Origin of the sequence: Enterococcus sp. VV15 (assembly GCF_005236045.1) — a bacterium.
GTDB lineage: Bacteria > Bacillota > Bacilli > Lactobacillales > Enterococcaceae > Enterococcus_B > Enterococcus_B durans.
Map to the genome: position 1 here is coordinate 29,515 of NZ_QPTY01000017.1, position 24,292 is coordinate 53,806.

Here is a 24,292-nt window from a genome sequence, read left to right on the forward strand (position 1 = left end):
TGTACCTATTACCGCTCGTGCGCCATTTCTAATGGTGGATTATGTCGCTTTGGACGAGCGCCTAGATTGACTTTTGTGTGCTGAATCTCTTCCAATGAAATTTTTGTTTGTGTTTCTCCAGATGATTTCCATGGAAATACTCGTTCATAAAGAGGCTCTGGTGATGGATGGGTCATCCCTTTTAGATTTTCATAAATCGGTTCCTGATTTTTCGCTCCCGATGGCTCTTTAATCTCTGCATAAATCGTTTCTGGTACTTTGTTTTGTGGTTTTGGTCCTTTGCCAAGTGCATTCAAATCAAGTTCTGCATAGGTTACCTCAACTTCTTCAACTTGTACAGTTACAGTCTGAATTCTTTCTTTCAATGGTTTTGGAGAATGGCTTCTTCTATTTTCTTGGCTTATTTTAGCTTCTGCTAATAACCTTTTGCACATCTCTTCTTTTTGTTGTCTGGACATTCCTTTAGATTTATGTTCTCTTCTATAACTAACCGTTGTTTCTTTTCTTTGCGGATGCTCTCCTTCTTCCTGTTTTTTTCGTGGATCCAAGGCTTCAACGAATCTACTAAATTTTCCCATATGTAAACACTCCTATCTTTAGTATTTCTAATTTAGCTTGATTATATAGAGAAAGACCTAATAAAAGGAAATTTCTTCATTTTTTACTGGCTATAGAATATTTTGGTAAGAAATAGCCAAGTAAAAAAGCAAAACAACCAGAATATTCGTTTCCTTTTTCACTTGGCTCTTCTAATGTCTAGTGTTTGCAATTCTTAGTTTCGGTATCTACCTTTTAGCGTATACGTAGCTAAGACATAGCCTTCCATTTTTTGAAATAGTTCATGAAACATAAAACCATCTTCTAATTCTAATAATGTGTCTAACGCATAGACATGTAATTCATAGGTATGGGGTTCATTTGGTGGCGCCATTCCACCATAACAAGCAGATAATTTTTTGTCTTGCTGTCCGCCTTGAATACTAATCCAACTATTTAGTCCTTGGACAAAATCAGTCGCTGTTTGACTTTCATTTTCTGCTATCTTCGTCCGTGTAATATTGGCAGCTACCCAATGAACCCAAGAAAATCCTCCACTAATGGGACAGGCATCCTTGTCTTCTAAAAAAAGGGCAAAACTTTTTGTTCCTTTTGGTACATCAAAAATCTCAAAAGGAAGTGAATAACTTGGGATCCCATTTTCATTAAAATGCGTTCCATGTTTTCCATATTTATCGTCAATGATGCCATTGACAATTCCTTGACTAATCACATACATTTAACAACATCCTTTCGCTAATTATGGTACTTATAGTATAATAGAGCATTTTTACTACGTAAATTACCCACAAATTTGTAAGTAAGCTTCCTACGTAGACTCGAAAGCCATCTTATTGTTTTCTTTCAATTTCTCTACCAATCTCTTGCATGATTGTCAATGCTTGGAGGATTTTTTTGCCATAGTTTTCGGTTAAAAAATAATCTGTTTTTAAAGGATACCCTGTCGCTACTTCTTTACCAACAAAGCCATCCATCTGTAATTCTTTTAAATGTTCCAATAACATTTTTTGTGAAATACCTTCGATGTCGCGTTGCAATTGCGCTAGTGTCGTTTTCCCTAGTCGTAGACGCCATAAGATAATGGGTTTCCATTTTCCACGGATCATATCGTGAACTAGCTCTAACGGGCAGGTATATTTTTTTCTTCGTTTCATCCCATTGCCTCTTTCGTATAAAAACTTTTTTGTTGCATGATTCCTATGTAACTTGAATGAATCATATACTAACGAGTATTCCAAACAACCTATACGTCTCGTGTTACTTACCTAACTACTTGAGATTCACGTAATAGCGAATTGGATGGTACCTTAATTGGTCCTTGGTACCCCTCTTTAATGGTATATTTGGCTTGACTTATTTTTTTGCTCAATGGTTGTTTTCTTGAATGCTCATTCTTAAATGATTGGATTTCTTTTTGCATTTCTTTGATTTTTAATTTCTTATTCTCAGAAACTTCTCCTGATTTGAAATTTAAATGAAACAGTTTTTCTTGTAATTTCTTTTCCTTCTGTTCCAATTGTTTGATTTGTTTCAATAAATTTTTTCTTAAATGAGCCTCCGGATCTATTTTTTCTTTAAGAATTAGCTGATTCAGTGATTTTTTTTGACTACTTTTTGGCCGATGAAACGATTTAATACCAACGGATTGTTCGATTTTTTCTGTTAAAGTCAACCGTTGATTTTGACAAATTCTTTTTTTGTACATCCAAAAATCACAGTGTGTATATTTCAATGATACTTCCGTACGGACTATTTTTTCTGAAAGCGGTAAGTTAAGGTAGAGCCCTCGTAAAGATAGTTTGTACTGAATTTTTTCTTCTAATTGTTTTGATAACATTTGAATCAGTTCCTGTACTTGTGCTTTGCTTTGGTTTTGTATTTCACCAGGAGAAAGCTTTGCTTTCGCAAAATTAGCATGCAATCGATTAACGTCATAAGACATCATTAATTTATTCAATCCGGCTTTGTTTTGATCGATTACTCGCTCTGTTACTTGATTGGTTGCCTCATTTACTAATTTTCTTAGCTTATTTTTATTGGTTCCTGTATGAGCCTTTTGATTGATGTCCTTCAATGCTTCCTCCATACATTGATCCGCAAATCGTAAAGATTTTTTGATGTCTTTTTCTTCAATCTGTAAAGGCAACTGTTTGATTGAAGGTGATTTTCCCTGTTCAAAAGCGGCTAAAAGAAAAATCAGCTTTCGTTGATTCGACTTTCTTAGTAAATTGAGTTCTACTGCATTCTTGTAGAAACTAACTAGTTGATTTTTAATGATTGGATCCATTCGATTCACCTTTCTTGGTATATCTAAATTTTGTTACCAAGATGAGATTATAGAGAAGGAGTAACTGACTGTCTAATCTCCTTTTTCATTCTTTTCGAAAGAGAACAAAAAAAATGAAAAATAGTGTTTTTTAGCAATTTAGTTTTTTTTTTTACTTAATCGGAAGCTAGTTGTCGCAAATCAATCATCAACGAACGAGTATTTATTGAACAATTTTTTCTTCGCTTATCAAGTTAACGTAACCTAATCGACAGACGGGGTAACTAAAATAAATCGATTTTTTAGTCTTTCACATCAAAAAAAGCTGAAAAACTTGAAAATAGCCAAAGATTTTTTCAAGTTTTTCAGCTCTATCTCTCGAAGATTGTACTTGGTTTCATTTTTCAACTATAACGAATCAACGAACACGCGATGATTGATGTTCTTATTCCTTATGGTGCAGAAGTCAAGTTCCATTCAATCGTTGCTTGATACTCTCCTTTGGCGACCTTTTCAACAGCAGGAATCTCTAACGTGACATCTTCTAAATTGTAATCATAGACGCCATCCATCATTGAACCTTCTCCATTCATCACCACCGAAGGGACGGTCTCAATCTTGGCCTGGGACGTTCCAGTCACCATTTGGTTTCCTGATAACTCTTTAAGATCAGTCGTGGCATCAAATTCTTTTGACCCGTCATTGGTATTTTTGGTGATTTTTCCTGTCTCATTTGTGGTCTGGATATAAGCTCCGACAATCGGTTGGCTAAGCCACTTTAGTTTTGCTGTCAATGTCCATGGACTATTAGTGGTTCGTTGGTCAAACACACCCACATTAAAGGATTCTTTTTTCTTAATCGGAATACTTTGTTCGCCTTCTTTATTTAAAATCGTCCCATCTGTTTCAAAGTTTTTAGGAAAATAAGCGATGCCAAATGAGTCATAAATATACTCTACTTTGTCATTGTCACTGGCAGAATGGATAGAGGTTTCTTTCCAGCTGGCAGTATAGATCGTATCTAATAAGTCAAATACCGTACCTTCATTTTTCGTTTCTTTCACTTTCCACCCATTAAACTCATAACCTGTCCGCACAGGAACGTTCGATTCCTTAAATGCCTCAAAACTTGCTAATTGAATTTGTTCTATCGTCACCGCACAAGAAGTAAAATACTGCTTTACAGTAGTTGTCTTCGTCGTGCTATCGGCAAAAACACCTCCATTTGCTTCTAACTTAGGTGACGTATGTGGCACGCGATGGTCAGTGGCAAAGTTATACTGCAACAAGTGTTGGTCTTTTGTAACCACCACTAATGGTTTCTGCTGATAAACAAAAAACATGAAGCCTTTATCGGTCACATTCGTTAGATCAAAACTAGACAGATCGATTTTTTCTAAGCTATCGCATTCATTGAACATCCGATTCATATTCGTCGCAGCACTCGTATCCATGCCAGACAAATCAACATTCACCAGTTTTTTACAGTTCGAGAACATTCGTGAAAAATCTTTGACGCCTGTGGTATCTAATCCTCTAAGATCAACATCAGTCAAATTCGGAAAGGTATCAAAGGCACTTTTCAACGTTTTACTCTGTAAAGTGACACTGCCAGTTCCTTCCTGGCTAATCGAAAAACTTGTCATGTCTTTTGGTAAAACGGTGCTATTGATTGCCTTTAGTTGGACAGGTAATCCATTCATCATTTTAGGAACAATGATATCTTTTGAGGAACCAATATACTTCGTCAAAATCACAGCACTGTCTGTCTCCGTATAATTCCAATCCTGTTGCACTTTGACGATTTTACCCGCATCATCAATTTCATAATTGGTGATGGTTTGATCCCCCCTTGGTTTTAGCTGATCATCATTCACATGCAACCGACTTGGTTCAACATGTGTTACCGTAATGATTGTTCCTGGTTTTAACGTCCATTGTAAGGTTTCAGCCGTTAGCTTTTCAGGTCCTTTGATTTTTCGATCATAAATGACTGTTCCATCAGGATCTTTGATTTTAAGGGCAAAATAAATAGGATCACCATACGAATAATGAGGTTGAGTGCTATTTGTCGTAAAGACAAATCGGTTGCTGCCATCTTCAAAGTACCGAATTCGTGCAAACGTGGCATTCCCTAATCCCTTTGGTAGCCATTGTTTGAACATGTTTTGAGCTTTTTCGATTAATGCGGTATTTGCTTCTTTTTGCGGTCCCTCAGCTAGATCAGCTACTAATACCTTGGCCCGATCGATTTGCTCTTGTGTCAAATCAGGTGATAACGTCGTGTATTCTTGCGTTTCATAAAGCTCTTGCACTCGTTTTAAAATATAGTTATCAATTGCCATAATCTCAACAGTACCATCTTCTTTAACATAGAGATATTGTTGATCAAAAACGATGTGCCCGTAACTTGATTCAATCGCATACACCCCATTCGGCATATTTTCAAGAGTGACTTGATCTCCTTTGACCGTTACTTCTTTGACAACCTCTTGCCCATTTTTTAAGCGTAACGTACCATTTTGAAGTAGTTCACTATTTTTGATGTTAACGGTAATTTGACTGGTCAAATTTAATTTTTGTAGTTCTTGGTTCGTCACCAATGTCAGTTGTGAGTCAAGATCGTCAGTTAAGCCTAACATTTGTAGCGCTTGTTCGATTTGGCTATCTGGAACTACTTGTGTCACCATCGCAACAGGCTGACTGTCATTTTTCAAAAATTGGGTTGCTGTTTGATCATCGACTGTTAATCCTAATAACTGGAAATACGGAATTAAGTTGTACTTTTGATACTGATGCCCAAATTCAATGAATAGTTGAACAAGGTCATTGACCGCCTTTCCTTCATTGGCCAATTGACGATGGTATTTGTTAAACTCAGCAAACCCTTCTTGACCTAGTCGTTCGGCCAAAATCATGAATAAGAGCAACTTTTCTTGATAACCTTGCTCATTATAGCCAACATGATTTCCTAACAAGCTTGTTTTTACATTATTTATTAATCCTTGTTTATTATTTCTAAAAAGCCAACTGTCTTTAATGAAATTCGTTAAATATTTTTGTTGGTAGTACGTACCATAAACATTGTTTAATACATCCACCACGATCATTTCTTTACTTGGTACTTCATACCCATGAGCGATTTCATGGATCGGTAACCAGTTGATAGAAAGATACGAAGCCATGCTCGTCGAATTTTGTGCCGTCCAGCTTCCTCCGTAGTAGGCCGCACCGGCACCATTCGCATCCGCTTTGATGAAATAGCGTTGCTTTTCTTCCTCATGAATCGGATCTGAACTGTTCACTTCTAATCCTGTTAGCTTATCGATCAATTGAAAGACTTGTTCATCGTATTCATGAACTAATTGAGGAAGATCAATACTTTTCACTTGATTGAAATCATTCACAGGGATCAACATTTGGAATTTCCGCCCCTTAACGACTGCAAAACTTGCTTTGCTTTGCGTCCAGTTCGCTAAGAAATCAGCAATCTGTGTTTGGCTATCGTAAGTTGGAATTTTTTTAGCCACCCCTTGAACAACTTTTAATTCAATTTTTGGTTGTTCATTCGTTTGCGTATTGGTATAAGGTGTTTCAATGTAGGGTACTAATGAAGTGGCTACATCGATCGTTGTCCACTCTTTAGAAATTGTCTTTGACATTTCTAGCTTCGAATCATTTCCTAACAAGCGCAATGTCACATTCGGTGAATAGTGATCATTGGCTTGACGTACTTGAATCTGCGTCTGCCCCTCTAAAACAATCCCTAGATCTTGACGGTCATGATTTGCGGCCATTCGGCGCCCTTCTTTTAAAAGATGGGCAGGTTGTGGCAACGTGAAGATTTCTTGGGTCAGAACTTGATTATTTGAAACCACTTCTCCTAATTGATTGATTAATTGCTGTGCTTTTTCTAACCACTGCAACAATTCTTGCTTTTCTTGTTCTTCTACTTGGTAGACACCATTGGTCAACTTCTTTTTCAGTTCATTTATCTTGACTTGATTGGCTGATTCTGATAATTCTTTTTGTTCTTCATTCTTAAAAAGGGTCTGTACTTCTTCTTTTAAATACACACTATCTGTGACGTTTTTCAACGTTTGATCCGCTGCTAACTGATAATTATAGGTCTTAATGTTGCCATCTTTTGATTTAAAATTCGCATCCGATACTACAAAACGACTCGGCTCAGCATGGTAAATGGTGAGCTGATCCCCTTCTTTTAAGGTAATTTCTTCGGTCTGATTTGGTAACCAGTCATTTCCTCTAATGACTTTTGTGTAGGTTGCTGTACCTTGATTGGTTATTTTAATTGAGGCATAGGTGCTAGTTCCAAATCCCGAATGAGCCCGTCCACCCTTTAACGTCAGTACGAGCTTTCCCTCTTTGGTAAATCGTAGTGTCCCAAAATTGCGATTACTCAAACCTAAGAAATCAAAGGTAAGGGTTTCCGTTGCCTTTTCGCTAGTTTCTGTTAATTGGCTTACTCCATCTCCACTATTTTCTATGATCTTCTCTTGCCCACTAACAGCAGCCGCTGTCTTCTCATTTGTATCACTTGTTTCTTGTTGAGTCATAGTTGTTACTGCTGTCTGTTCAGACTTGTCAGCACTTGCTTCTTGTGCTTCTTCAGAGCGTGATGTTTCTGTTGTTTGTGTAACTTCTTGGCTTTTTTTATCTTCAGTAGTCGTAGTAGTTGCAACTGTTTTTTCTTGTTTCGCTTCTTCCTGAGTTACTGCCACTTTGGGATCTGTTAAACACTCTTCTGCATAAGTCGTAATCACTGGTGCAACGAGCAAATTCGCTGTAGCGAATAATACAATTGATTTATATTTTTTTTTCATTTTTTCCCTCTTTATCTTTCCATAGTTTCTCCATAATACGTCATGCCATTTATACTTGCTGATGGATCATTAAAAAATAAATGATCCCAAGAACCAGCAACACAATAGCTAAAAAAAGGACAAATAGATTGAGCCAAAGACTTCTTGGACGTTTGTTACTCGTCAAGTTATATTTATAGTCACTAAGCAATAGAAAAATATTTCCAACTAACAAACAGCCTCCTATTCCCAAGAATAAAATAGGTTGTCCATACATAGTTACACCACTTCCCTCTTTGTTTTTTTCCATCCTAGCGCAGCAAGCAGGACGAAAATGCCTCCTACCCATTTCGCTAGCATATGAAGTGTTGTCCCTGTCTCAGGATAACGCACCGCCTGCGATGAACGCACAGACTGTTTCTTTTGCGTTGTTGAAGCCGCGGACTTGACATTTTGTGTCTTATTCGTCCCAATAAGTCCTTGTCGATTACTGTCCAGTACACTTGCTGGCGGATTAAAAGAACCCGCAGCCCCTTTAATTTCTTCACTCTCTGGTATAGTTTCTTCTTCCTCGTTGCTTTCTAAAGTCTCATTCGTTTCTCCAGCATGGCTTCCTCCAGGTAATTGTTCTGGGTCAGGAGTAATTGGGCGTAGAAATGTCACTTCGACTTCAGTTTCTGCTTGTTGACTTGCCTCAGCTTGAACTGTCCCCAATAACAACATGAAACTACTTAACAAAATATACTGCATGCTTTTTTTCATTTCCTCTTCCTCCTTTTCTTTTTACGTAAGATCAAATAAACCGTTCCCAGTATGCTGACATAAGTACTCCCATAAGAAGCGACGCGCAACCAAATCGGAATCGTTACTTTATAAACAGACTCTTGATTTAAGGTATTGGCTTGCTCCTTACTAATTGTAAATTTCTTTTCCAGCGTCCACGTTTTCTCACCTGCCGTCACTTTTCCCTTAAAGAGGTACGTCCCTGGTTTTAAGTTTGCTTTTTGCCAATCTAGCTGAAAAGGATAAACCGAATACGGTGCAATATTGATAGATTCTTTTGTCATTTGCTTGATGACTTGTTGATTTTTTTGATTAATCACGGTACCTTGCACCTGAGCGTCTGCAAAAATATAAGGATGAGGATTTAAAAAATTCGCTTCAATTACTTTTTTTCCATCTACCAATTTTGCTTGCACACTCTCTAACTCAACGGATAGATGCTTATTTAGTTCTATCTTTGTTTCGTTCGTGAGAGCCAATCCTAAAGTATAGCTATACGTATTTTCTAAGGATATCTGTCCCTCATTTTGATTTTCGCTTGGCTTTTCGGAAACCACGATCCCTCCAAGAATCACCCCTGATATTTTTTCTTTAGGCATCGTCAATTTGATTTCTGTTTCAACTTCACTGGCTTGTGGAACAGTCACTTCTTTTTGGCTCACTTCTGTTAGTGAAGTTAAAGGATACTTTAATGAAGCGTGGCTTGGTAAAATACCCGTATAATCAATCAAGCCGTTGCTATTAGTCGCCGCATTGGTCACTTTTACACGTAGCGTTTTATCTGCAGAAGAAGTGTTGATTAATTTCACTTTGACCGTGTCAGTTGCTCCTGCCTCTTCATGTAAATAAAAATAACCCAGATTAGGATCGAGCTGATTGGGATGAGGTACGCCTTCAATCGTGTAGCCACCTAATTCCTCAGCTGCTACTGACTGTACGCCTAAAGAAAACCACAGATAGAACAAGGCCAACAATTTCCAAATCTTATTCACTTGATTTTTCCTCTCTTCTACTTTTACTCTTCAATATAGGTTGTTTTTTTGATTTAAGGTGCTTTTTCTAAATTCCACTGTAAAGATGATTGTGAATAATCCCCCGCTTGAATTTGACTCACATCAGCAATCTTCAATGTAACTTCACCAAGTTCGTAATCATAAACATCATTGTGGATTGCTCCCGCTTTTCCCTGCATAACGAGCGCCTCAGTTTTCCCAACTGAAATATTTTTAGGAGCAGAAACTGTTTCTATAGGTGCAGCAAATAATTGAGCTGTTTCAGCATCTCCTTGATTGACTTTTACTTCCCCTGTCCCATTGCCGATTTCAAGCGTGACTCCTGCTTGCTCAGTTAAAGAGCCTTTTAATCCGACCTTTAGTGTCCATCCCGCTGTATCACGATTTTTGGCTTTCACACCAACATGAAACTTGCGATCCCCACTTTGTGGTAACTTAGCAGCAATCTCTTGCTCCCCTTTTTCTTTTAAGACGACTTGGCCAAAATTAAAAATATCAGGTTGATAAGCCAGTCCAAAAGCCGCTTGCAACTGATTACTTCGATTGCCAGGATTTTCTGGATCTGAACTAACAAAATTGGCTGCAGCAGAAGGTGGCGCAGGTGTGTCTCCTCCATTTTCTGGCGTAGCAATATGCACATTTACTGACGTTTCTTCTTTGCTTTCTTCCGCATATATGGACGCCTCGCTTAACCCTATTAGGCTTAATAGACCTAATAAGTACAGACTCTTATTCATTCTTTTTTTCTCCTTCCTTTTATCCATTTATAAAAGACTACCAAATTTAGAGCGATCGTTTTTTTCTTTTTCTGAAAAAAAACGGTTTTTATCTTTGTTTTTTTTTTAGAATGTTACACTATAAGTAGTTGATACAATTTCTGTACTCAACTATTCATCTTCTCCATTTTCTATACTAACTATTTTTTCCACAATTAAAGTTGTATCAAATCAAACAGAAGTTATTCCTAAATAATAACTTCGAAAATAAGGCGTAGATCATTTAACTTTACTTGAATGATTTACGCCTTATTTCTATTGTTTAATTGAAATTCGTCTTAAGAAACTAGCCCCTCCTGTTGTCTATCTCGTTCCCCATTTCGTATTGTTTAAGGTTGCTAACGCATATAACCTAGTTGGTAAAAGAAGCGCGACATGCAAAAAACCATAGAGTAAAAAAAGAAAAAAATTTCGATCTTTGGTTCGGTAAATTGCATAAACGATACGAATCAGGGACATTCCTAATAGGATAAGAAAATAGAAAAATAGTAGTTGATAATGGTGTTGGAAAAAGATTTGATAACCTAAAATGAGAATAGCCCCCAACAACAAAAAAGGTAACATTGTTTGCATCAATAATTCATACATAAAATAAATCGGTTTGCTAAACATCAATTTTCCAGACCACAGTAATTCGCGATAAAAACTCTTGTTCCAGCGTACCTGCTGTTTTAAGTACCCCTTCATTGTCTCTGGTACATAAGTTGCAGCTTCGGCATCTCGTGCATAAATCGTTTGATACCCTCTCTCCAACACTAAATTCGTTAAATGCCGATCATCCCCATATGTGCAGTTTTTCCCAAAAAATACTTGACTGACATATTTTTTTTGATTTTATCGATAATTGACTTTTTATAGGCCGAAAATGGCCCAGAACAACAAAAGATTACACCACTTAAACTTTGTGCCTCTCGTTCTTGGTTAAAGGAGAACCAATAGCGATAAGAAATCAGATGTGTCAAAAAAGTAGTTGTTTTATTTTCAACACCGACATTTCCTGTAACCGCACCAACCCGACCGTTTGTTTTAAAATGACGTAACAACCGTTGAATTGCAAACGGTTCATGTAAAATGGTGTCGGAATCAATCGTGACAATGTATTCTTTTTGTGCAGCATCAAAGCCCATTTTTTGTGAGTGTCTCTTCCCTTGATTACGATCTGCGTAAAAAATCGTTACCCTTGGATCATTGTCATAAAACGAATACACTTCTTTCATTAATTCTTCTCGATTATCCGAATAATCATCAATGACGAATAATTCTAAGTCAACCTCTTTTTGTTTTAAAATCGAGCGAATCACTTTATCCACAATTTCCTTTTTTTCATTGTAAATCGGTAAAACAACCGAAGCACCACATAATGCTGTTTCTTGCGTATCGCCCTGTTTTAATTTTGCTTGTCGATAACTTTGTTCACTCCTCACAATTTGAATGATTAAATGGGTGAGCGACAATACTCCATAAACGATAAAAAACCTTAAAAAACATGATTTTTCTCCTTCATTTCATTTTTTAATCCGAATGCGCCTTTTATTACTCTTCAATTTTTATGAAAAAGATCTCGAGAATAAACTTTTTCAATGACATCCAATAGCTCCTGGCTCATACGATTGGCTAAAATCACTTCCGATTTATGTTTTAATGCTTCAGTAGTAGCGACTACCTCATTCCCTAAAAAAGAAGTGTGCTCTTTTAATAATGGCTCATAAATATAAATCCGAATCTTGGGATCCATTTGATTGAATTGTTTGATCAAATCAATCATCACCGAATTTCGGCAATTGTCTGAGCTTTGTTTCATATTTAACCGATAGATTCCAATTGTTTTGGGCTTTTTCTTCATAATTTGTTGGACAATAAAGTCCTTTCTTGTTTGATTGGAAGCAACTACTGTGGATATCAATTGCTGTGGCGTATGATGGAAATGCGCTTCCAGTTGCTTAGAATCTTTGGGTAAACAATACCCACCATACCCAAATGAGGGATTATTGTAATGATTGCCAATCCGATCATCCCATCCCATTCCTTGAATAATTCGTAGGGTACTTAGTCCATGGGTTTCCGCGAACGTATCCAGTTCATTGAAATAAGCAATTCTCATCGCTAAATACGTATTCGAAAATAATTTTATGGCCTCTGCTTCTTCTGAAGAAACGTAACAGACAGGAATATGCTCAGCAAAACAGTTCTTCGTATTACAACTGATAGATTGCCATATTTTCTATAGTATTCTCTCCAATCACATAGAAGGGTATCGGCTATCTTCTAGACTATTTCCTTCTCGTAAAAATTCCGGAGAAAATACAATGTTCTCTGTTTTGAGCTGTTGCCTGATCCGTTTTGTAAATCCTACAGGAACCGTTGATTTGATCATCGCCTTGATTGCCTTATTCATGCGAAAAATCCGATGTAAAACAGTTTCTAGTGTCGTCGTATCAAACGTCATTGATTCTTCTGAAAAATTCGTTGGTACGCAGATAAAAGCATAATCCGAAAGAGAAATCGCTTTCTTCAACTCATCATTAAAAAGTAAATTAGGGTTTTCTTTCTTTAATTCATGAATGATTAGCGGTTCATCAATGGGACTTTGTCCATTTTTTAAGCGCATCATTTTTAGTGGATCATTATCATAGGCAAAAACCTGATCCTTTCAACTAAATAATAACGCATGGGACAAATCAACATACCCTAACCCAATCACTGCAATATTCATTTTTTCACCTCATCTCAGCAAATAGTACGTTCCAATGGAAATATAACAAAAAATCTTTCTGATTATTTATAAAAATATAAAAAATTACATAGATTCTCATTTTATTTGAAAAAATGAAATTGACTATTTTACTGAAAAATTATAGAATGCACGATTTTTTAAATTACTTATCAATACTTGGCAAAAAAAAGCAAAAAAAGAAATTTTTGTTGTTTTTTTTTTTACCTCTATTTTTTGCTTTATGATGAACCTATCCTGTTTTAGTCATACTTTACTATTTTCCTTACCCCATTTGTTCATATAAAAATAGAAAGTTTCGCTACTTTTCATTCCATACATCTGCTAACCATTTAAACTTGTGTTTCTTTCTATTCAGTAAATAATTGGGAAACCATAGTATCACAGAAAAATTGTTCCCAGTATTGTTTCAACGGAGATAGAGCAATGCTGGGAATAATTTTTATAACAAGATGTACAAAAATAACTCGCTACCAGCAAATAAGTGCACACTATAGAAAATAGCCTCTTACCCTTTTGAAAGGGTTTTGCTTACAGATGAAAAATGGCTTCTAACCTGCTCCCGATTTATGCTTCATAGAAAAATAAAAATTTCAATAACAAGAAAAATTTTATCGATATCCTATAAGAAAGTAGAAATAGCTAAAAATTATTTAGTACGAAAGGAGGAACAAACATGTTTCAAAAAATAGCTTATCTTCTTGCAGCTCTCTTATTCATTGTCGGTCTCTTCTATTATTTTTCTCAGGATACTCCTAAAAATGAGACCAGCAAAACAGCTTCTTCTGATCTCTTTGATCCAGAAATAAAAAACAATACATTAGCCGTCGGCCCAAAAGAAGATATCGTCATTGTTGCGAAAAGTGACCATCAAAAAATCATCGTCTATGATCTAAAAACAAGAAAAAAAATCAAAGAATTAACCGGATTCCTTTCCCCTAGAAATATTGTTTTTTCAAAAGATAGTAGTTCTTTTTTTATTTCTGATAGCTCTTTGGGAAGTATCCAAGAATTTGATGTTATGACGTTTGAACGCATTGCCAATTATCCTATGAAAAAAGGAGTATTTGGGTTTGCTTTAACAGCAGATGGCAAAAAAATCATCGCCAATAATCAAGCCGAAAATTCCGTCACAATTCTTGACCTCACTACAAAAAAACAAGAAATCATCCCTGGTTTTTCTGGTCCTCGTCAAGGGATTTTGATCGATTCAACGGATAATTATGCCTACGTCACCAATTTCCAAGGCGATGATGTCCGTGTCTTAGATCTCACTACGAAGCAAATCATCAACACCCTAAAAAATATTCCTCAAGTTCGTGGAATTGCGCTTGATGAAGGAAATAATTTGCTATACGGTGCTTCAAGCAGTGAAAATACGATCAACATTGTTGATTCTACTACAGGAAACCTCTTGAATAAAATACCTGTGGGGACAGAACCCTATGGCTGTATTTTACTCGTAAATCAGAGTCTGCTTTTAACCGGTGAAAAAGGAAGTAACCAGGTTTCTGTCATTGATTTAACGACGAACCAAGTTATTCGAACCATTCAAGGATTGAAAGCACCACGTCAAGCAATCGGACTCAGTCAAACAGCCGATCAAGCCTACGTCTTAAATGAAGATTTGTCTGTTGCAATCATCGATTACCAAAAAGGCATCATTTTAGACACGCTCACAGCCTAAAACCAAAGAGGTACTGTTGAACTAAGCAACAGCGCCTCTTTGATGTCTCAATTAATCAATGGTTGAACCTTTTTTACTGACAATAAAAATGCAACGAATGAGGGGTCGATTCAATCGATCGAAACCCACATAATTCACGCATATAATACGGATAATCTTTCCTTGATAATTCTAAGATCTCCGCCTCACTTAAATAGCTTAAAATGCCATTTTCTTCTTTTGGCAACAGTGAAAAAATGATTTGTAAGCGCGCATCAATCCCCAAAATATCTGCATGCGTTTCAAAAAAATTATCGCCATTGATCCCTGCAATTTTTTCCTGCATCACTAAGCATAGCTCCTCCACTTCTGCTTTGATCAAAGGAAAGCCCAATGCTAAATAATCCTTTTGACACTCTTGCTGAAAGTAGGAGAAATAGTTTATTGAAAATAAATCTTTTCCAGAATGCTTCATAGATTATTCTTTCCTATAATGTTTATATAATAAAAATTAATCTAATAATAATTATTAATAAACAATATATATTCTTACTTCAATTCATTTTCATTTTCTTCAAAAATATAGGTTAATTGATCACTATACTGTCCTTTTTCTAAACCTTTACCATTTAGCATAGCAGTACCAGTTACTTTTTGTGCTACATCAGCTATACCTATACCAAATTTTTTTGTTACACTTTGCTCAGTAGCATTTGATTCAAAAGCAGTATTATTTCCATCCATAGTTAATGTGTATGGTACAGTTTGATTATTTATATTTTTTAAAGTATAGCTATTGGCAGATTTAACTTTAACAGTAACACTAAGTTTTTTCCAATCTGATAGGTTAAATCCATTAATACCAATAATTTCAATTGATGCATCTGCCGATGGTTCTTCATCAGTAAATGAAATTGCTGTAGGAATAACCATCCCATATTGTCCATTACCGTCTGGAAGAACATTTCTATTGTCATAGGTTACTGGAATTGCTTTTTGTGTTGGTGCTATTCTGCTTTCAGCATTTACTAATGTACCTCCTGCTAGCATCATCCCTAATACTGCCATTGTTCCCATCATTTTTTTACTGATCATCTATTTTAATCTCCTTTAATTGTTAATTTTTTATTCAAACATAGTTGCCTATGTTGATCACATAATTATTGGCGTTCGATATAAAAACGAACGTTTCCTTGCCAGCGTCCTTTGATTTTGTCAACTTTCTCTGCTGGTGCAGTAAAAGTGACACTTAGCCCATTTCCTTTAGTATTTGTCGACGTTAAGTTACCTAGAGGAAGAATGTTATTAGTCGCTCCTGTTTGACCATTTTTTGAAGCAGCTGTTACAGTAAATTTATCGGAAGTATCTACAATATTCATCATCTCAAAAGTTTCATCCACGGAAACTTGGTAATTGACACCTGTTGCATTCGCATAGTTTGCGAAATACACTTCGGCCGTTGCTGAAAGTTGACTCGCATCGGTTGTATCTCGTTGCAAATCAATCCCTTTTGGAATGACTACAAAACCGGAAGCCCCATTCGTTTCTGTTCGCTCTGGCGTATCATAACTCCAAGGATTGGCGGTGACATTTATCGTAAATTGCTGGTCAATCGTTCCAGCATTATTTGCAAACCGTAGAACTCCTTGATAAGTATCTGCTGTAGGATTACTTAAATCTAAGTTGCTATCCAGAAGTATTTCTCCATCAGCTAAATTTGAACTATCAGTTCCTATTATCTGAGCTAATTGTTCTTTCAATTTGTTTTTTAACTCTTGCTCTCCCCAAGCTGCTACTTGTGTTTCAGATACATTAGCTTTATAAGTCGTTTTTATCTCAGTTATGCTATTCGAATGAATATTTACTGAGGTAATATTAGTCGAGGCTATAGTATATTTTCCAGCTAATTGAATCTCTTCTAAATCATTTGTAGTGCTTTTTATGAATTTTGTTATAGTATCTGAACCATATGAAAGCGTTAAAAACTCTCGAGATGAATCTTTTGAATGGATAGTTGCTCCCGATTTTAATTTTACGTTTTGACTACCAACATCAACAGTCGCCCCGTCAAAATGAACAAATCCTGGTACTTGTTTTCCATTAGAAATTTTTTCTGTCATCTCTTCAATCGTTATTTTACTATCAATCTTTGGCAATTTAACAGTCAGCCTTCTTACAGTAACTGAACGTCCCCATGAATCAGTTACTGTGTACCTCGATGTCCATATACCTGAGAGAATATTATCACTAGGCATATTAGCTACTGAATAATTCATTACGCCTACTCTATCTTTGATTTGATACTCAGAAGCATAAATTCCCTTCTCATTTCGATCGTCTTTAAACACCATATCAGAATATACAGGGGCATCAAGGAATGAGCCATCCGACCAACTTCCTTGACCAAATAGAGAATATAGTGGAATATCTTGGCCACTAGCTGTAGGTGCTTTATTATAAATTTCTTTTAAGCCATTTTGTGTTATCTCATAAACAGAATTTTCAAACTTTTCTTTAGGAATAACCGTAGAGTCATAATTAATTGTTGTTACTCCATCACTGGCAATAACAGGAGAACCGAGAAAATTAAATTTTGCTTCCGCACTCCAAATTTGCAACATATCGCCTTCTTCAAAATTAAACGCTTCAATTACACTAAAATCTGATTTATTTGGCGTTTGGGTTCCTTTTACCTCAAAAACAACTTTTCCCGAATCGTGTAATTGAGAATTTTTTTTATAGACGGTAATTTTATAATATGTTTCTGAAAAAAGCTGATGGTATCCTCCAACTGTACCTAAAACTGTTCCTGTAACCTGATAACTAGCTGGATCTATGGTAAATTTAACCTTTTTAGAATTTCCATTACCGACAATCCCATTAAACAATATCTCTTGTGGATAAGCCGTCGTCGCCTTACTTTCTTTTGCTGGCGTTTCATTGACTGCCTCCACTTGACTTGCCTCCGTGGAAGTAGTAGTTTCATCTGTAGCACTTGCTTCTGTTTGTTCTTGACTCACGTTCGTGGAAGAAACGGTTTCACTTTCTTCAGTACTTAGGGATCCTTCGCTTGTTTCAATTGTGGGTGCTTCAACATCCCCCTCAGAATCAATCATTGGTGTTTGTTCTGAACTGCTTGTCTCAGGTGTTGGTTGGATGCCATCAACTTGGACATTCACCTGAGTGGTCTCTAATGCTTCTGACTCAACTGAAGTAGCGTCACTCTGGTTAGCTAACAAAGAAGTCGAACGATACGTTACCGTAAACTGGTAATTTCCGTTCTCAGCTACGTCATAATCAGAGGATTGATTGATCAGACTCGCATCATAAACGACTTCTCCCTCACGTTCACTTGTAATCTTGACAATTTCATTCGTTCCTTGATTGACACTTGCTAGATCAAATACAATGCTTGCTTGCGTTTGGTCCTCGTTATATACCACATTGGCTTCAATCAATGGCTCAGCTGTAATGGCTTCAACGATTTCTTTGATGCGAAATGAACCAACTGTCAGCAAAAGAATGGTTACCCACGCAATTCCTTGATAGAGATAATTCTTTTTCCTTTCCATCTTTTCCTCACCTCCTTTTAATCCACAACATTGATTTTCACATCAATATTTGAGGAGTTATATGCGATGTCTGTGTCTTCCAAATCAAACGTTTGAAACAGTAATACTGCCTCATGCGTCCCTGTTTCAGTAAATGATTTCATCAATTTGATAGGGCTAATCCCTTTTCCTGGCGCAACGAGTTTACTTTCGTATAATCTCTCTCCGGTTTCTTTGTCTGTTAAAGTAAATTTGAAGAAACATGGATTGTCTTCTGGATTGAATAAAACTGTATCGATGGTATCGCTCCCTTTAGTCAAGGTAAACGTACCATATCCTGGAATCAAGATTTTAGAATCATCGATATTTTCTGGGCGTTTCAGCTGAGACAAATAATCTTCTGCTTGTGGATCAATATCTGTCACTGGTTTTTGATTGAAAAAATAATAACCCACAAAAAATAGCAGTAGCACCGCTAAGATAAAGAGAAAATGATTATATTTTCTTTGCTTAACAGCAAGATATTCTTTGTCGTTGCAAGGAACATAGCCAATGGTTTGATATCGTTTTTCTGGGTAGGTCCCAATAGGATACATCGTTACTTCCTGCTCTCCTACTTCTTTTGTGATTCCTTCTTTTTTCGCTGGTTTGTTGTTTTTTTCGATTTCTCCGATGACCAGGTAGTTGCCATCGGGATGTTGTTTCTCCATTTCTTTTTTAGACTGATAAGTTATGTATCTTTGATTTTGTTTGTCAAAAACCGCTTGTTTTTTCTTGTTTCTCATCTTAAACTCCTTCTACTACTAACATTCACTTAAGAATTTTTTCCTGTAAACTCATATATACGTGACATAAAAAATATAAACAAAAAGCAACACCATTTTTTTTTCATTTTTTAAAAAAGTGATTTTCAGTTGTTGATAAATCACAAATCCCTCCGTTTGTGATTCATCCCACAAATCCATTTCTTTTTTTCCTCAAAAAAAGAAGGAAACAAAACTTTTAAGGGCTTCCTCAACGTTTTTTTCTACTTCTTTGATTTTCTTATTTTTTAACTAAATGTCATTTTTTATTTAGTCGCATGCACCATTCTAAAAAAAAAGTAAAATATTTCTTTCAAAAGCCCTTAGTTATTCTCCCTTTTTGCATAGAACGAGAAAAATCATTCGTAAAAGAAAAAAAATAGGGGCAAAATTATTTTGGGCAACTGTGATGGTTTCGATACCATAATTTGAAAATACGTTTTATATAGCAAAAACTTCGAAAGAAACAAGCGTAATCTAGTCATTTTATTACGACCTAGAATACGGTGTTTCTTTCGAAGTTGTCTTTTTTCTCTTAGAGCATCACATACAAATAAAGATAGCTCAACAGGGGGAATCCATTTAATAATAATCCGATCATGGCTAAATAGCGATAACCTTTTTCATTGTTCATTTTCCAGCTAGCGAAGGCAACGACTAGCCCGATCAAACCAAGGATGCATGTCACTATCATTGAGAAAGCAGGCATAAATAGGTGAATAAATAGCGCGTCATTAATATATACACCACTCAAAATGCTAAGCATTCCTAAACTTTTCATAATTAGTTCCTCCAATTCTCTCTATGTTAAGAGATTGCTTTCACTACTTTCCTTAACCAAGACCAATCAACAGATACAGATACCCCATCATTGGCAACAAATTAACTAATAACCCTACACTGGCTGAACAAGTGTGAAAAGTACCTTTATTTTCTTTTAAGCTAAGTGTCGCTAATCCGATTCCAGCCAAACCAATTAAAAAAACTGGGATGACGGTATCAAAAATCATTTCAAACAGCTGCGTGAATAAGGCTAGATTGACATAAATACCAATTAAAATACTAATAATTCCTAGATACTTCACATAGATGCCTCTCCTTACTATTTATTTTTATAAGGCTCTTCTATAACGACTCATCGTTCTTTTTCCGGTTTGTGCAATGGGCCTTGTGATTGCTTTTGTTGATTCTGACGATGGGATTTTTGTTTCATTTCCTCTAAAAATTCCTTTGTTAACTTCGGTTTAGGCGGAATAACTGGTTTACCTGAACCTGGTACTTGGTCATAAATTGGCTCCTTTTTAGGAGATGTATTTTCATACGTGTGTTGTTGTTGCAACAATTTACGACGCGGTGGTTTTTTCGGTGTTTCTTTCTTTCGCTCTTCTGATTTAAAATTTTCCTGCGTAATGGTAACATAAATACCTTCGTCAGATACTCGATCATAAATCGGTTCTTTTGTGACTGGGTCATAGATTGATTCTGGATCAATCTCATCATAAATATGCTCTTCCTCTTTTTGAGAAACTTGATCACGAACCTGCGAGTACTCTTGAAAAAAGACAAGTGGTCGTTGGTGTTCTTTTTGCGGCAACAATTTGACCATCTCTTCCAACATTGCCCCATAGTGTTGCGGTTGTGGTGCTTGTTTTTTTTGAGGTACCTCTTTTGGCTTCTTAGATACTTTATTTTTGATAAATTTTTCAAATTTATCAATCAATTTTCTTACTCTACCCATTTTTACTCCCCTTTAAAAAGATCTTATTTTTTTATCTTATCACTCGATCATGATACGCTTCTTCCAAGACCAGTTTTTTCTTTTTTTTGAAAATAATGAGAAAGAAATGTTTTGTTTAACAAATTATTTGATCACTCACTAAAGCAATTAGCGCTCTAGACTATCCTTTTTCTCTTGTTTTTCTGGGTCTTTCTGTGCCTTGTTACTCTCACCTTTCATATTGGCAACATCACTTAATGTCCGCCTTTCAGCAGGTTTGTCTTGATAAGAAGCTAAAGTTGTTTGGATTGCTGCTTTTACTGTTTCAATTTCTTCTACTGAACAAAGTTGTAGAATCATTTGTGTGGCGTTCTTTCCAAAATTCCCCTGTTTATGTTGCGCTGTAAAATAAAGAGAAGACTGTATAACTGGACTTAAAGCAACATCTACTTTAGTAGGTGTTAGTTTTTCAAACAACTCAATTGTTTGCATATTATATTTTAATCCTAGTTCTTTTAAATCATTAATTTTCTCTCTTGCCGTACGAGAGCGGGCCTTTTGTTCACAGTATTCAGCTGTTAATGTGCCAATTGCTTCAACTGCTTTTGGAGAATAGCCGAGTTTTTGGACACGAATTTTCATTATTTCCGCTAGTGTAACGAGAACTTCTTTTGCAGAATGACCAGGGATTTTTCTTAATTCTGCCTCTTTCCCATTTATCGTATACTTATTCGTCGTTTGTTTGTCTCCTAAAACGTGTTGCATCGCGGCACTAACAGATTTGATATAACAATTTTTCCCAAAAAATTGCCCATCGTATACTTGTGTTCCCCAATAGGAGGATTCTGCTAATTCTAAAAGCTTGCTCTGAATCAATAGGGATTCCTTTTTCTCAGAAAACAGGCTGAATTGTAGATCTCTACCTAGAAATGTCGTTCCCAACGCAAAAATATAAGTCAATTGTGTTCTCATTTCTGACGTATCGGGAAATTCCAAAACATAAGGAAGAGCAACTTTAAGATTTTTATCAATACCTCCTGTAAATAGCCCTTTTAAAAAACCACCAATTCCTAAATCTGAGATTTCTTTCACACCGATTCCTGGGGAAGTATTATTTATTTTATCCAAATAATGCATACCTTTGTCTAATATCGTCACCATAATTTTGTTGTCCTCTTTATGAACAATTAACGAACTGCTATGAACCCCGCTTTGAGGAAGCATTTGAATCACTGGTAAAACTAAAAACGAATCTTTATTATTATTTTCCAAGGAAGCTAACGTTTGTTCTAGAAGCAATGGTTTTCTAGCACAATAAATACTGTTTTTAATCGATTCTTTTAAAGAATCCACCTCTCTTTCCATAAATTGATCTGCATGCACTGTCAAAAAATCTAAATAAAGTGTCAAATATTCTAAATTCAAATCCAATTGTGAGAGATAATCTAAAATCGTTAAATTACTATGTTGATAATTCGCATGTTGACATAATGCGCTGTACAAAAGTGAAGCATATTCTTCACTATGAACTAAATCTGCTCGTTCTTTCTCTACTTCTTTTTTCAGTTCTTGAGCTAATTTTTCATTTATTGGAACATGTTGTTTCACTAAGTCATTTATATAATCTTGTGATTGACAATATTTTTTATACTCTTCTTGGCTTTGTTTCAATGCTTGAACATAGAATCTGTATTCAGTTGAAAATGTGACTTCAATAAATTTTTTTTGTTCTTTAGGAGACAGTCGATCAATAATTTCACTTTTTTCTGATGAAGATAATGTAAAAATCATTTTTTTTAGTTCAAATTTATTAACTGGTTCTTGTGCTAATAATCCTTGTAACAATTGTAGTTTTTCTTCAAGCACATCACTCACTCCTTTTCTACTATGATAGACCTGAAGAAAAAACGAGCCTTTTATTTCATCATTATTTTCATAATTTTGATTTTTATGATTTAATAGACCATAAGTAGGAAAGAAAGGATTGTGAACAGAAACGTATGATTGAAGAATTTATTGAAAAAGATGTTATTCGTCGAGTAAAATTAGTGGAATATATTTTCGAATTAAAAACGATTAGCTTACGTGAACTAAGTGAACGACTTGATGTTACCGTCAATACAATAAAAACAGACATCCATAAACTGATGTTAGAATTAGCACCTTTTATTACGTATAATATGCTTACTACGACACATATCACGATGTTATTTTCAAAAGAAGCAACTGATTATGATTTAATCAAAGAAGTGTATAAAGAATCGCATTTTCTTAAAGTCGTTGCTCGCTATTTACTGGGAGAAACAAATTATTTAACAATTGTCGAGGAAGATTTTGTGTCAACAACGAAAGCTTTTCGTACTAAAAAAAAAGTAGAAAATTTTTTAATTGCTCAAAACTTTCAAAAAATTGGAGAACAATTTAAAGCCGACGAATTAACTTATCGGATGCTTTTCGTTACTATTTGGATGCGTACAGATCTTATCAACAAAATAATCGATCAACGACTCCTAGTATTAGCTTCTTCTTTTGTGAAACAAATCTTTGAGACTTTTTCTTCTAATTATAATTTAAATAATCGTCAATATAAATTTTTGCTTTACCATACGTATCTTTGCCTTTCAAGATCAGAAAAACAGATGTTTTTTGCAAATGAAACAACTACTCAAACTAGAATTGAATACCAACAACTTTCAGTAATTGCAAAAAAAGTTTTCAAAAAAAATGAGCTTTCTTCAAAAAGTCTGACTTTTTTAACTGCGATTTGTAGTATTCTACCAATTCGGGCAAAAAATTATTCCATAATTGAATTAAATTACCAAAATGAACGTATCCGGATTATTGAGAATCAACAACAGATCAAATATCTTATTAATTTATTTGAAGAAGAATTCGAAACGGTCCTTTTCCATAATGAAAGTTTTGAGATTCCTTTTATTTATTTCGTTTATTCATTATGGGAAAATATCCAAAATTATTATTTAGAAAGAAACTACTATTTGTCTACAACACAACTCCATTATGTATCGCGGGTCGAAAACATACTCAATCGTTGGAAGGAAATGACTAATGATAATACACTTCATTTTAATCCATTATCTATCGTGAAATTCACCTCTGAGATTTTGCCTAGTTTGACCATAAAAAGAGCGAAAAAATATGTCTGTATGATTATTGCAGAAACAGAGTTATCCCATATTATTTATCGTCATACACTCAAAAAATGGTTAAATCCAGAATTTATTTTTATCGATGAAAATCTCTATTATTCGATAGATGATATCTCTGTCTATCGTGAACAATGGCCTCACATTATTGTCTGTGAACGAACTCTGCAAACAAGATACACACAGTTAGAACCCAATTTCTTTTATATTTCAAGAAATACCTTACTCAAAGATACAAAATACATTGTTGATTCTTTTTATGAACTTAACTTAATGAATCCGAATATTTTATTCAAACAGAAAAATGAATAACAAGCGAGGCTAACTTAATTTCTTTCAAAAAATAAGCCTTGCACTCGAAAGTCAAGTCCATAATCCTGTGTAAAATACTATACAATGTTTTACCGGTCTCTCATTGATCAAACTTAATATATTTTC

Annotated in this window: 22 protein-coding genes and 1 pseudogene; 2 read left to right on the forward strand and 21 right to left on the reverse strand. The window is 35.4% G+C overall.

Annotated elements, in window-relative coordinates; all coding sequences use genetic code 11:
* Positions 1–8 precede the first annotated feature (8 nt).
* The 13 genes and pseudogenes from DVW83_RS07735 to DVW83_RS07790 form a co-directional block, all read right to left on the reverse strand.
* Positions 9–578 (reverse strand): hypothetical protein, encoded by a 570-nt coding sequence (locus tag DVW83_RS07735; RefSeq protein WP_104661604.1) that lies wholly within the window; start codon positions 576–578, stop codon positions 9–11.
* A 194-nt stretch (positions 579–772) separates the two neighbouring features.
* A complete protein-coding gene (locus DVW83_RS07740) occupies positions 773–1,276 on the reverse strand; it encodes a YbhB/YbcL family Raf kinase inhibitor-like protein (RefSeq protein ID WP_104661603.1) in 504 nt (167 codons plus the stop codon).
* A gap of 112 nt (positions 1,277–1,388) precedes the next feature.
* Positions 1,389–1,712: a winged helix-turn-helix transcriptional regulator gene (locus DVW83_RS07745; protein WP_104661602.1), complete on the reverse strand. Its 324-nt coding sequence runs from the start codon at positions 1,710–1,712 to the stop codon at positions 1,389–1,391.
* Positions 1,713–1,819: 107 nt separating this feature from the next.
* Positions 1,820–2,845 (reverse strand): hypothetical protein, encoded by a 1,026-nt coding sequence (locus DVW83_RS07750; protein ID WP_137239206.1) that lies wholly within the window; start codon positions 2,843–2,845, stop codon positions 1,820–1,822.
* Between the two features lie 431 nt (positions 2,846–3,276).
* The gene (locus tag DVW83_RS07755) at positions 3,277–7,668 is read right to left on the reverse strand and encodes a putative mucin/carbohydrate-binding domain-containing protein (protein WP_137239208.1); all 4,392 of its coding nucleotides are present in this window, start codon (positions 7,666–7,668) and stop codon (positions 3,277–3,279) included.
* Positions 7,669–7,717: 49 nt separating this feature from the next.
* A complete protein-coding gene (locus DVW83_RS07760; RefSeq protein ID WP_123862361.1) occupies positions 7,718–7,924 on the reverse strand; it encodes a hypothetical protein in 207 nt (68 codons plus the stop codon).
* Between the two features lie 2 nt (positions 7,925–7,926).
* Positions 7,927–8,409 carry a hypothetical protein gene (locus DVW83_RS07765; RefSeq protein WP_123862362.1) on the reverse strand — a complete coding sequence of 161 codons (483 nt, stop codon included), beginning with the start codon at positions 8,407–8,409 and terminating at the stop codon, positions 7,927–7,929.
* Entirely contained in the window at positions 8,406–9,422 is a 1,017-nt protein-coding gene (locus DVW83_RS07770) for a DUF916 and DUF3324 domain-containing protein (protein ID WP_137239213.1), read from the reverse strand. The genes DVW83_RS07765 and DVW83_RS07770 overlap by 4 nt, the downstream gene beginning before the upstream one ends.
* Before the next feature lie 53 nt (positions 9,423–9,475).
* Positions 9,476–10,180, reverse strand: coding sequence for a WxL domain-containing protein (locus tag DVW83_RS07775; RefSeq protein WP_161569451.1), 705 nt, complete (start codon positions 10,178–10,180; stop codon positions 9,476–9,478).
* A 342-nt stretch (positions 10,181–10,522) separates the two neighbouring features.
* Positions 10,523–10,972, reverse strand: a complete 450-nt coding sequence (locus DVW83_RS15485; RefSeq protein WP_238699388.1) for a glycosyltransferase — start codon at positions 10,970–10,972, stop codon at positions 10,523–10,525.
* Positions 10,973–10,983: 11 nt separating this feature from the next.
* Positions 10,984–11,673, reverse strand: a complete 690-nt coding sequence (locus DVW83_RS15490) for a glycosyltransferase family 2 protein (RefSeq protein WP_238699390.1) — start codon at positions 11,671–11,673, stop codon at positions 10,984–10,986.
* A gap of 86 nt (positions 11,674–11,759) precedes the next feature.
* Positions 11,760–12,437: a hypothetical protein gene (locus DVW83_RS07785; RefSeq protein ID WP_342353590.1), complete on the reverse strand. Its 678-nt coding sequence runs from the start codon at positions 12,435–12,437 to the stop codon at positions 11,760–11,762.
* 21 nt (positions 12,438–12,458) lie between these two features.
* Positions 12,459–12,851, reverse strand: a pseudogene (locus tag DVW83_RS07790) (UDP-glucose 6-dehydrogenase); the annotation flags it as partial.
* A gap of 775 nt (positions 12,852–13,626) precedes the next feature.
* On the opposite strand from DVW83_RS07790, the gene DVW83_RS07795 reads away from it, so the two are divergent.
* Entirely contained in the window at positions 13,627–14,637 is a 1,011-nt protein-coding gene (locus DVW83_RS07795; protein WP_137239221.1) for a YncE family protein, read from the forward strand.
* 73 nt (positions 14,638–14,710) lie between these two features.
* On the opposite strand, the gene DVW83_RS07800 is transcribed toward DVW83_RS07795, so the two are convergent.
* The 8 genes from DVW83_RS07800 to DVW83_RS07835 form a co-directional block, all read right to left on the reverse strand.
* Positions 14,711–15,091, reverse strand: a complete 381-nt coding sequence (locus tag DVW83_RS07800) for a DUF7006 family protein (RefSeq protein WP_137239223.1) — start codon at positions 15,089–15,091, stop codon at positions 14,711–14,713.
* Between the two features lie 74 nt (positions 15,092–15,165).
* Positions 15,166–15,711, reverse strand: coding sequence for a hypothetical protein (locus DVW83_RS07805; protein WP_137239225.1), 546 nt, complete (start codon positions 15,709–15,711; stop codon positions 15,166–15,168).
* A 65-nt stretch (positions 15,712–15,776) separates the two neighbouring features.
* Positions 15,777–18,188, reverse strand: coding sequence for a hypothetical protein (locus tag DVW83_RS07810; protein WP_137239227.1), 2,412 nt, complete (start codon positions 18,186–18,188; stop codon positions 15,777–15,779).
* A gap of 17 nt (positions 18,189–18,205) precedes the next feature.
* Positions 18,206–18,952 (reverse strand): hypothetical protein, encoded by a 747-nt coding sequence (locus DVW83_RS07815; RefSeq protein WP_137239229.1) that lies wholly within the window; start codon positions 18,950–18,952, stop codon positions 18,206–18,208.
* 553 nt (positions 18,953–19,505) lie between these two features.
* Entirely contained in the window at positions 19,506–19,751 is a 246-nt protein-coding gene (locus DVW83_RS07820; RefSeq protein ID WP_104661587.1) for a hypothetical protein, read from the reverse strand.
* A 52-nt stretch (positions 19,752–19,803) separates the two neighbouring features.
* Positions 19,804–20,055 carry a hypothetical protein gene (locus DVW83_RS07825; protein WP_104661586.1) on the reverse strand — a complete coding sequence of 84 codons (252 nt, stop codon included), beginning with the start codon at positions 20,053–20,055 and terminating at the stop codon, positions 19,804–19,806.
* A gap of 50 nt (positions 20,056–20,105) precedes the next feature.
* Positions 20,106–20,708, reverse strand: a complete 603-nt coding sequence (locus DVW83_RS07830) for a hypothetical protein (RefSeq protein ID WP_123862372.1) — start codon at positions 20,706–20,708, stop codon at positions 20,106–20,108.
* A gap of 147 nt (positions 20,709–20,855) precedes the next feature.
* Positions 20,856–22,553: a hypothetical protein gene (locus DVW83_RS07835; RefSeq protein WP_137239231.1), complete on the reverse strand. Its 1,698-nt coding sequence runs from the start codon at positions 22,551–22,553 to the stop codon at positions 20,856–20,858.
* Between the two features lie 134 nt (positions 22,554–22,687).
* On the opposite strand from DVW83_RS07835, the gene DVW83_RS07840 reads away from it, so the two are divergent.
* Entirely contained in the window at positions 22,688–24,166 is a 1,479-nt protein-coding gene (locus tag DVW83_RS07840; RefSeq protein ID WP_104661583.1) for a helix-turn-helix domain-containing protein, read from the forward strand.
* The last annotated feature ends 126 nt before the right edge of the window (positions 24,167–24,292 follow it).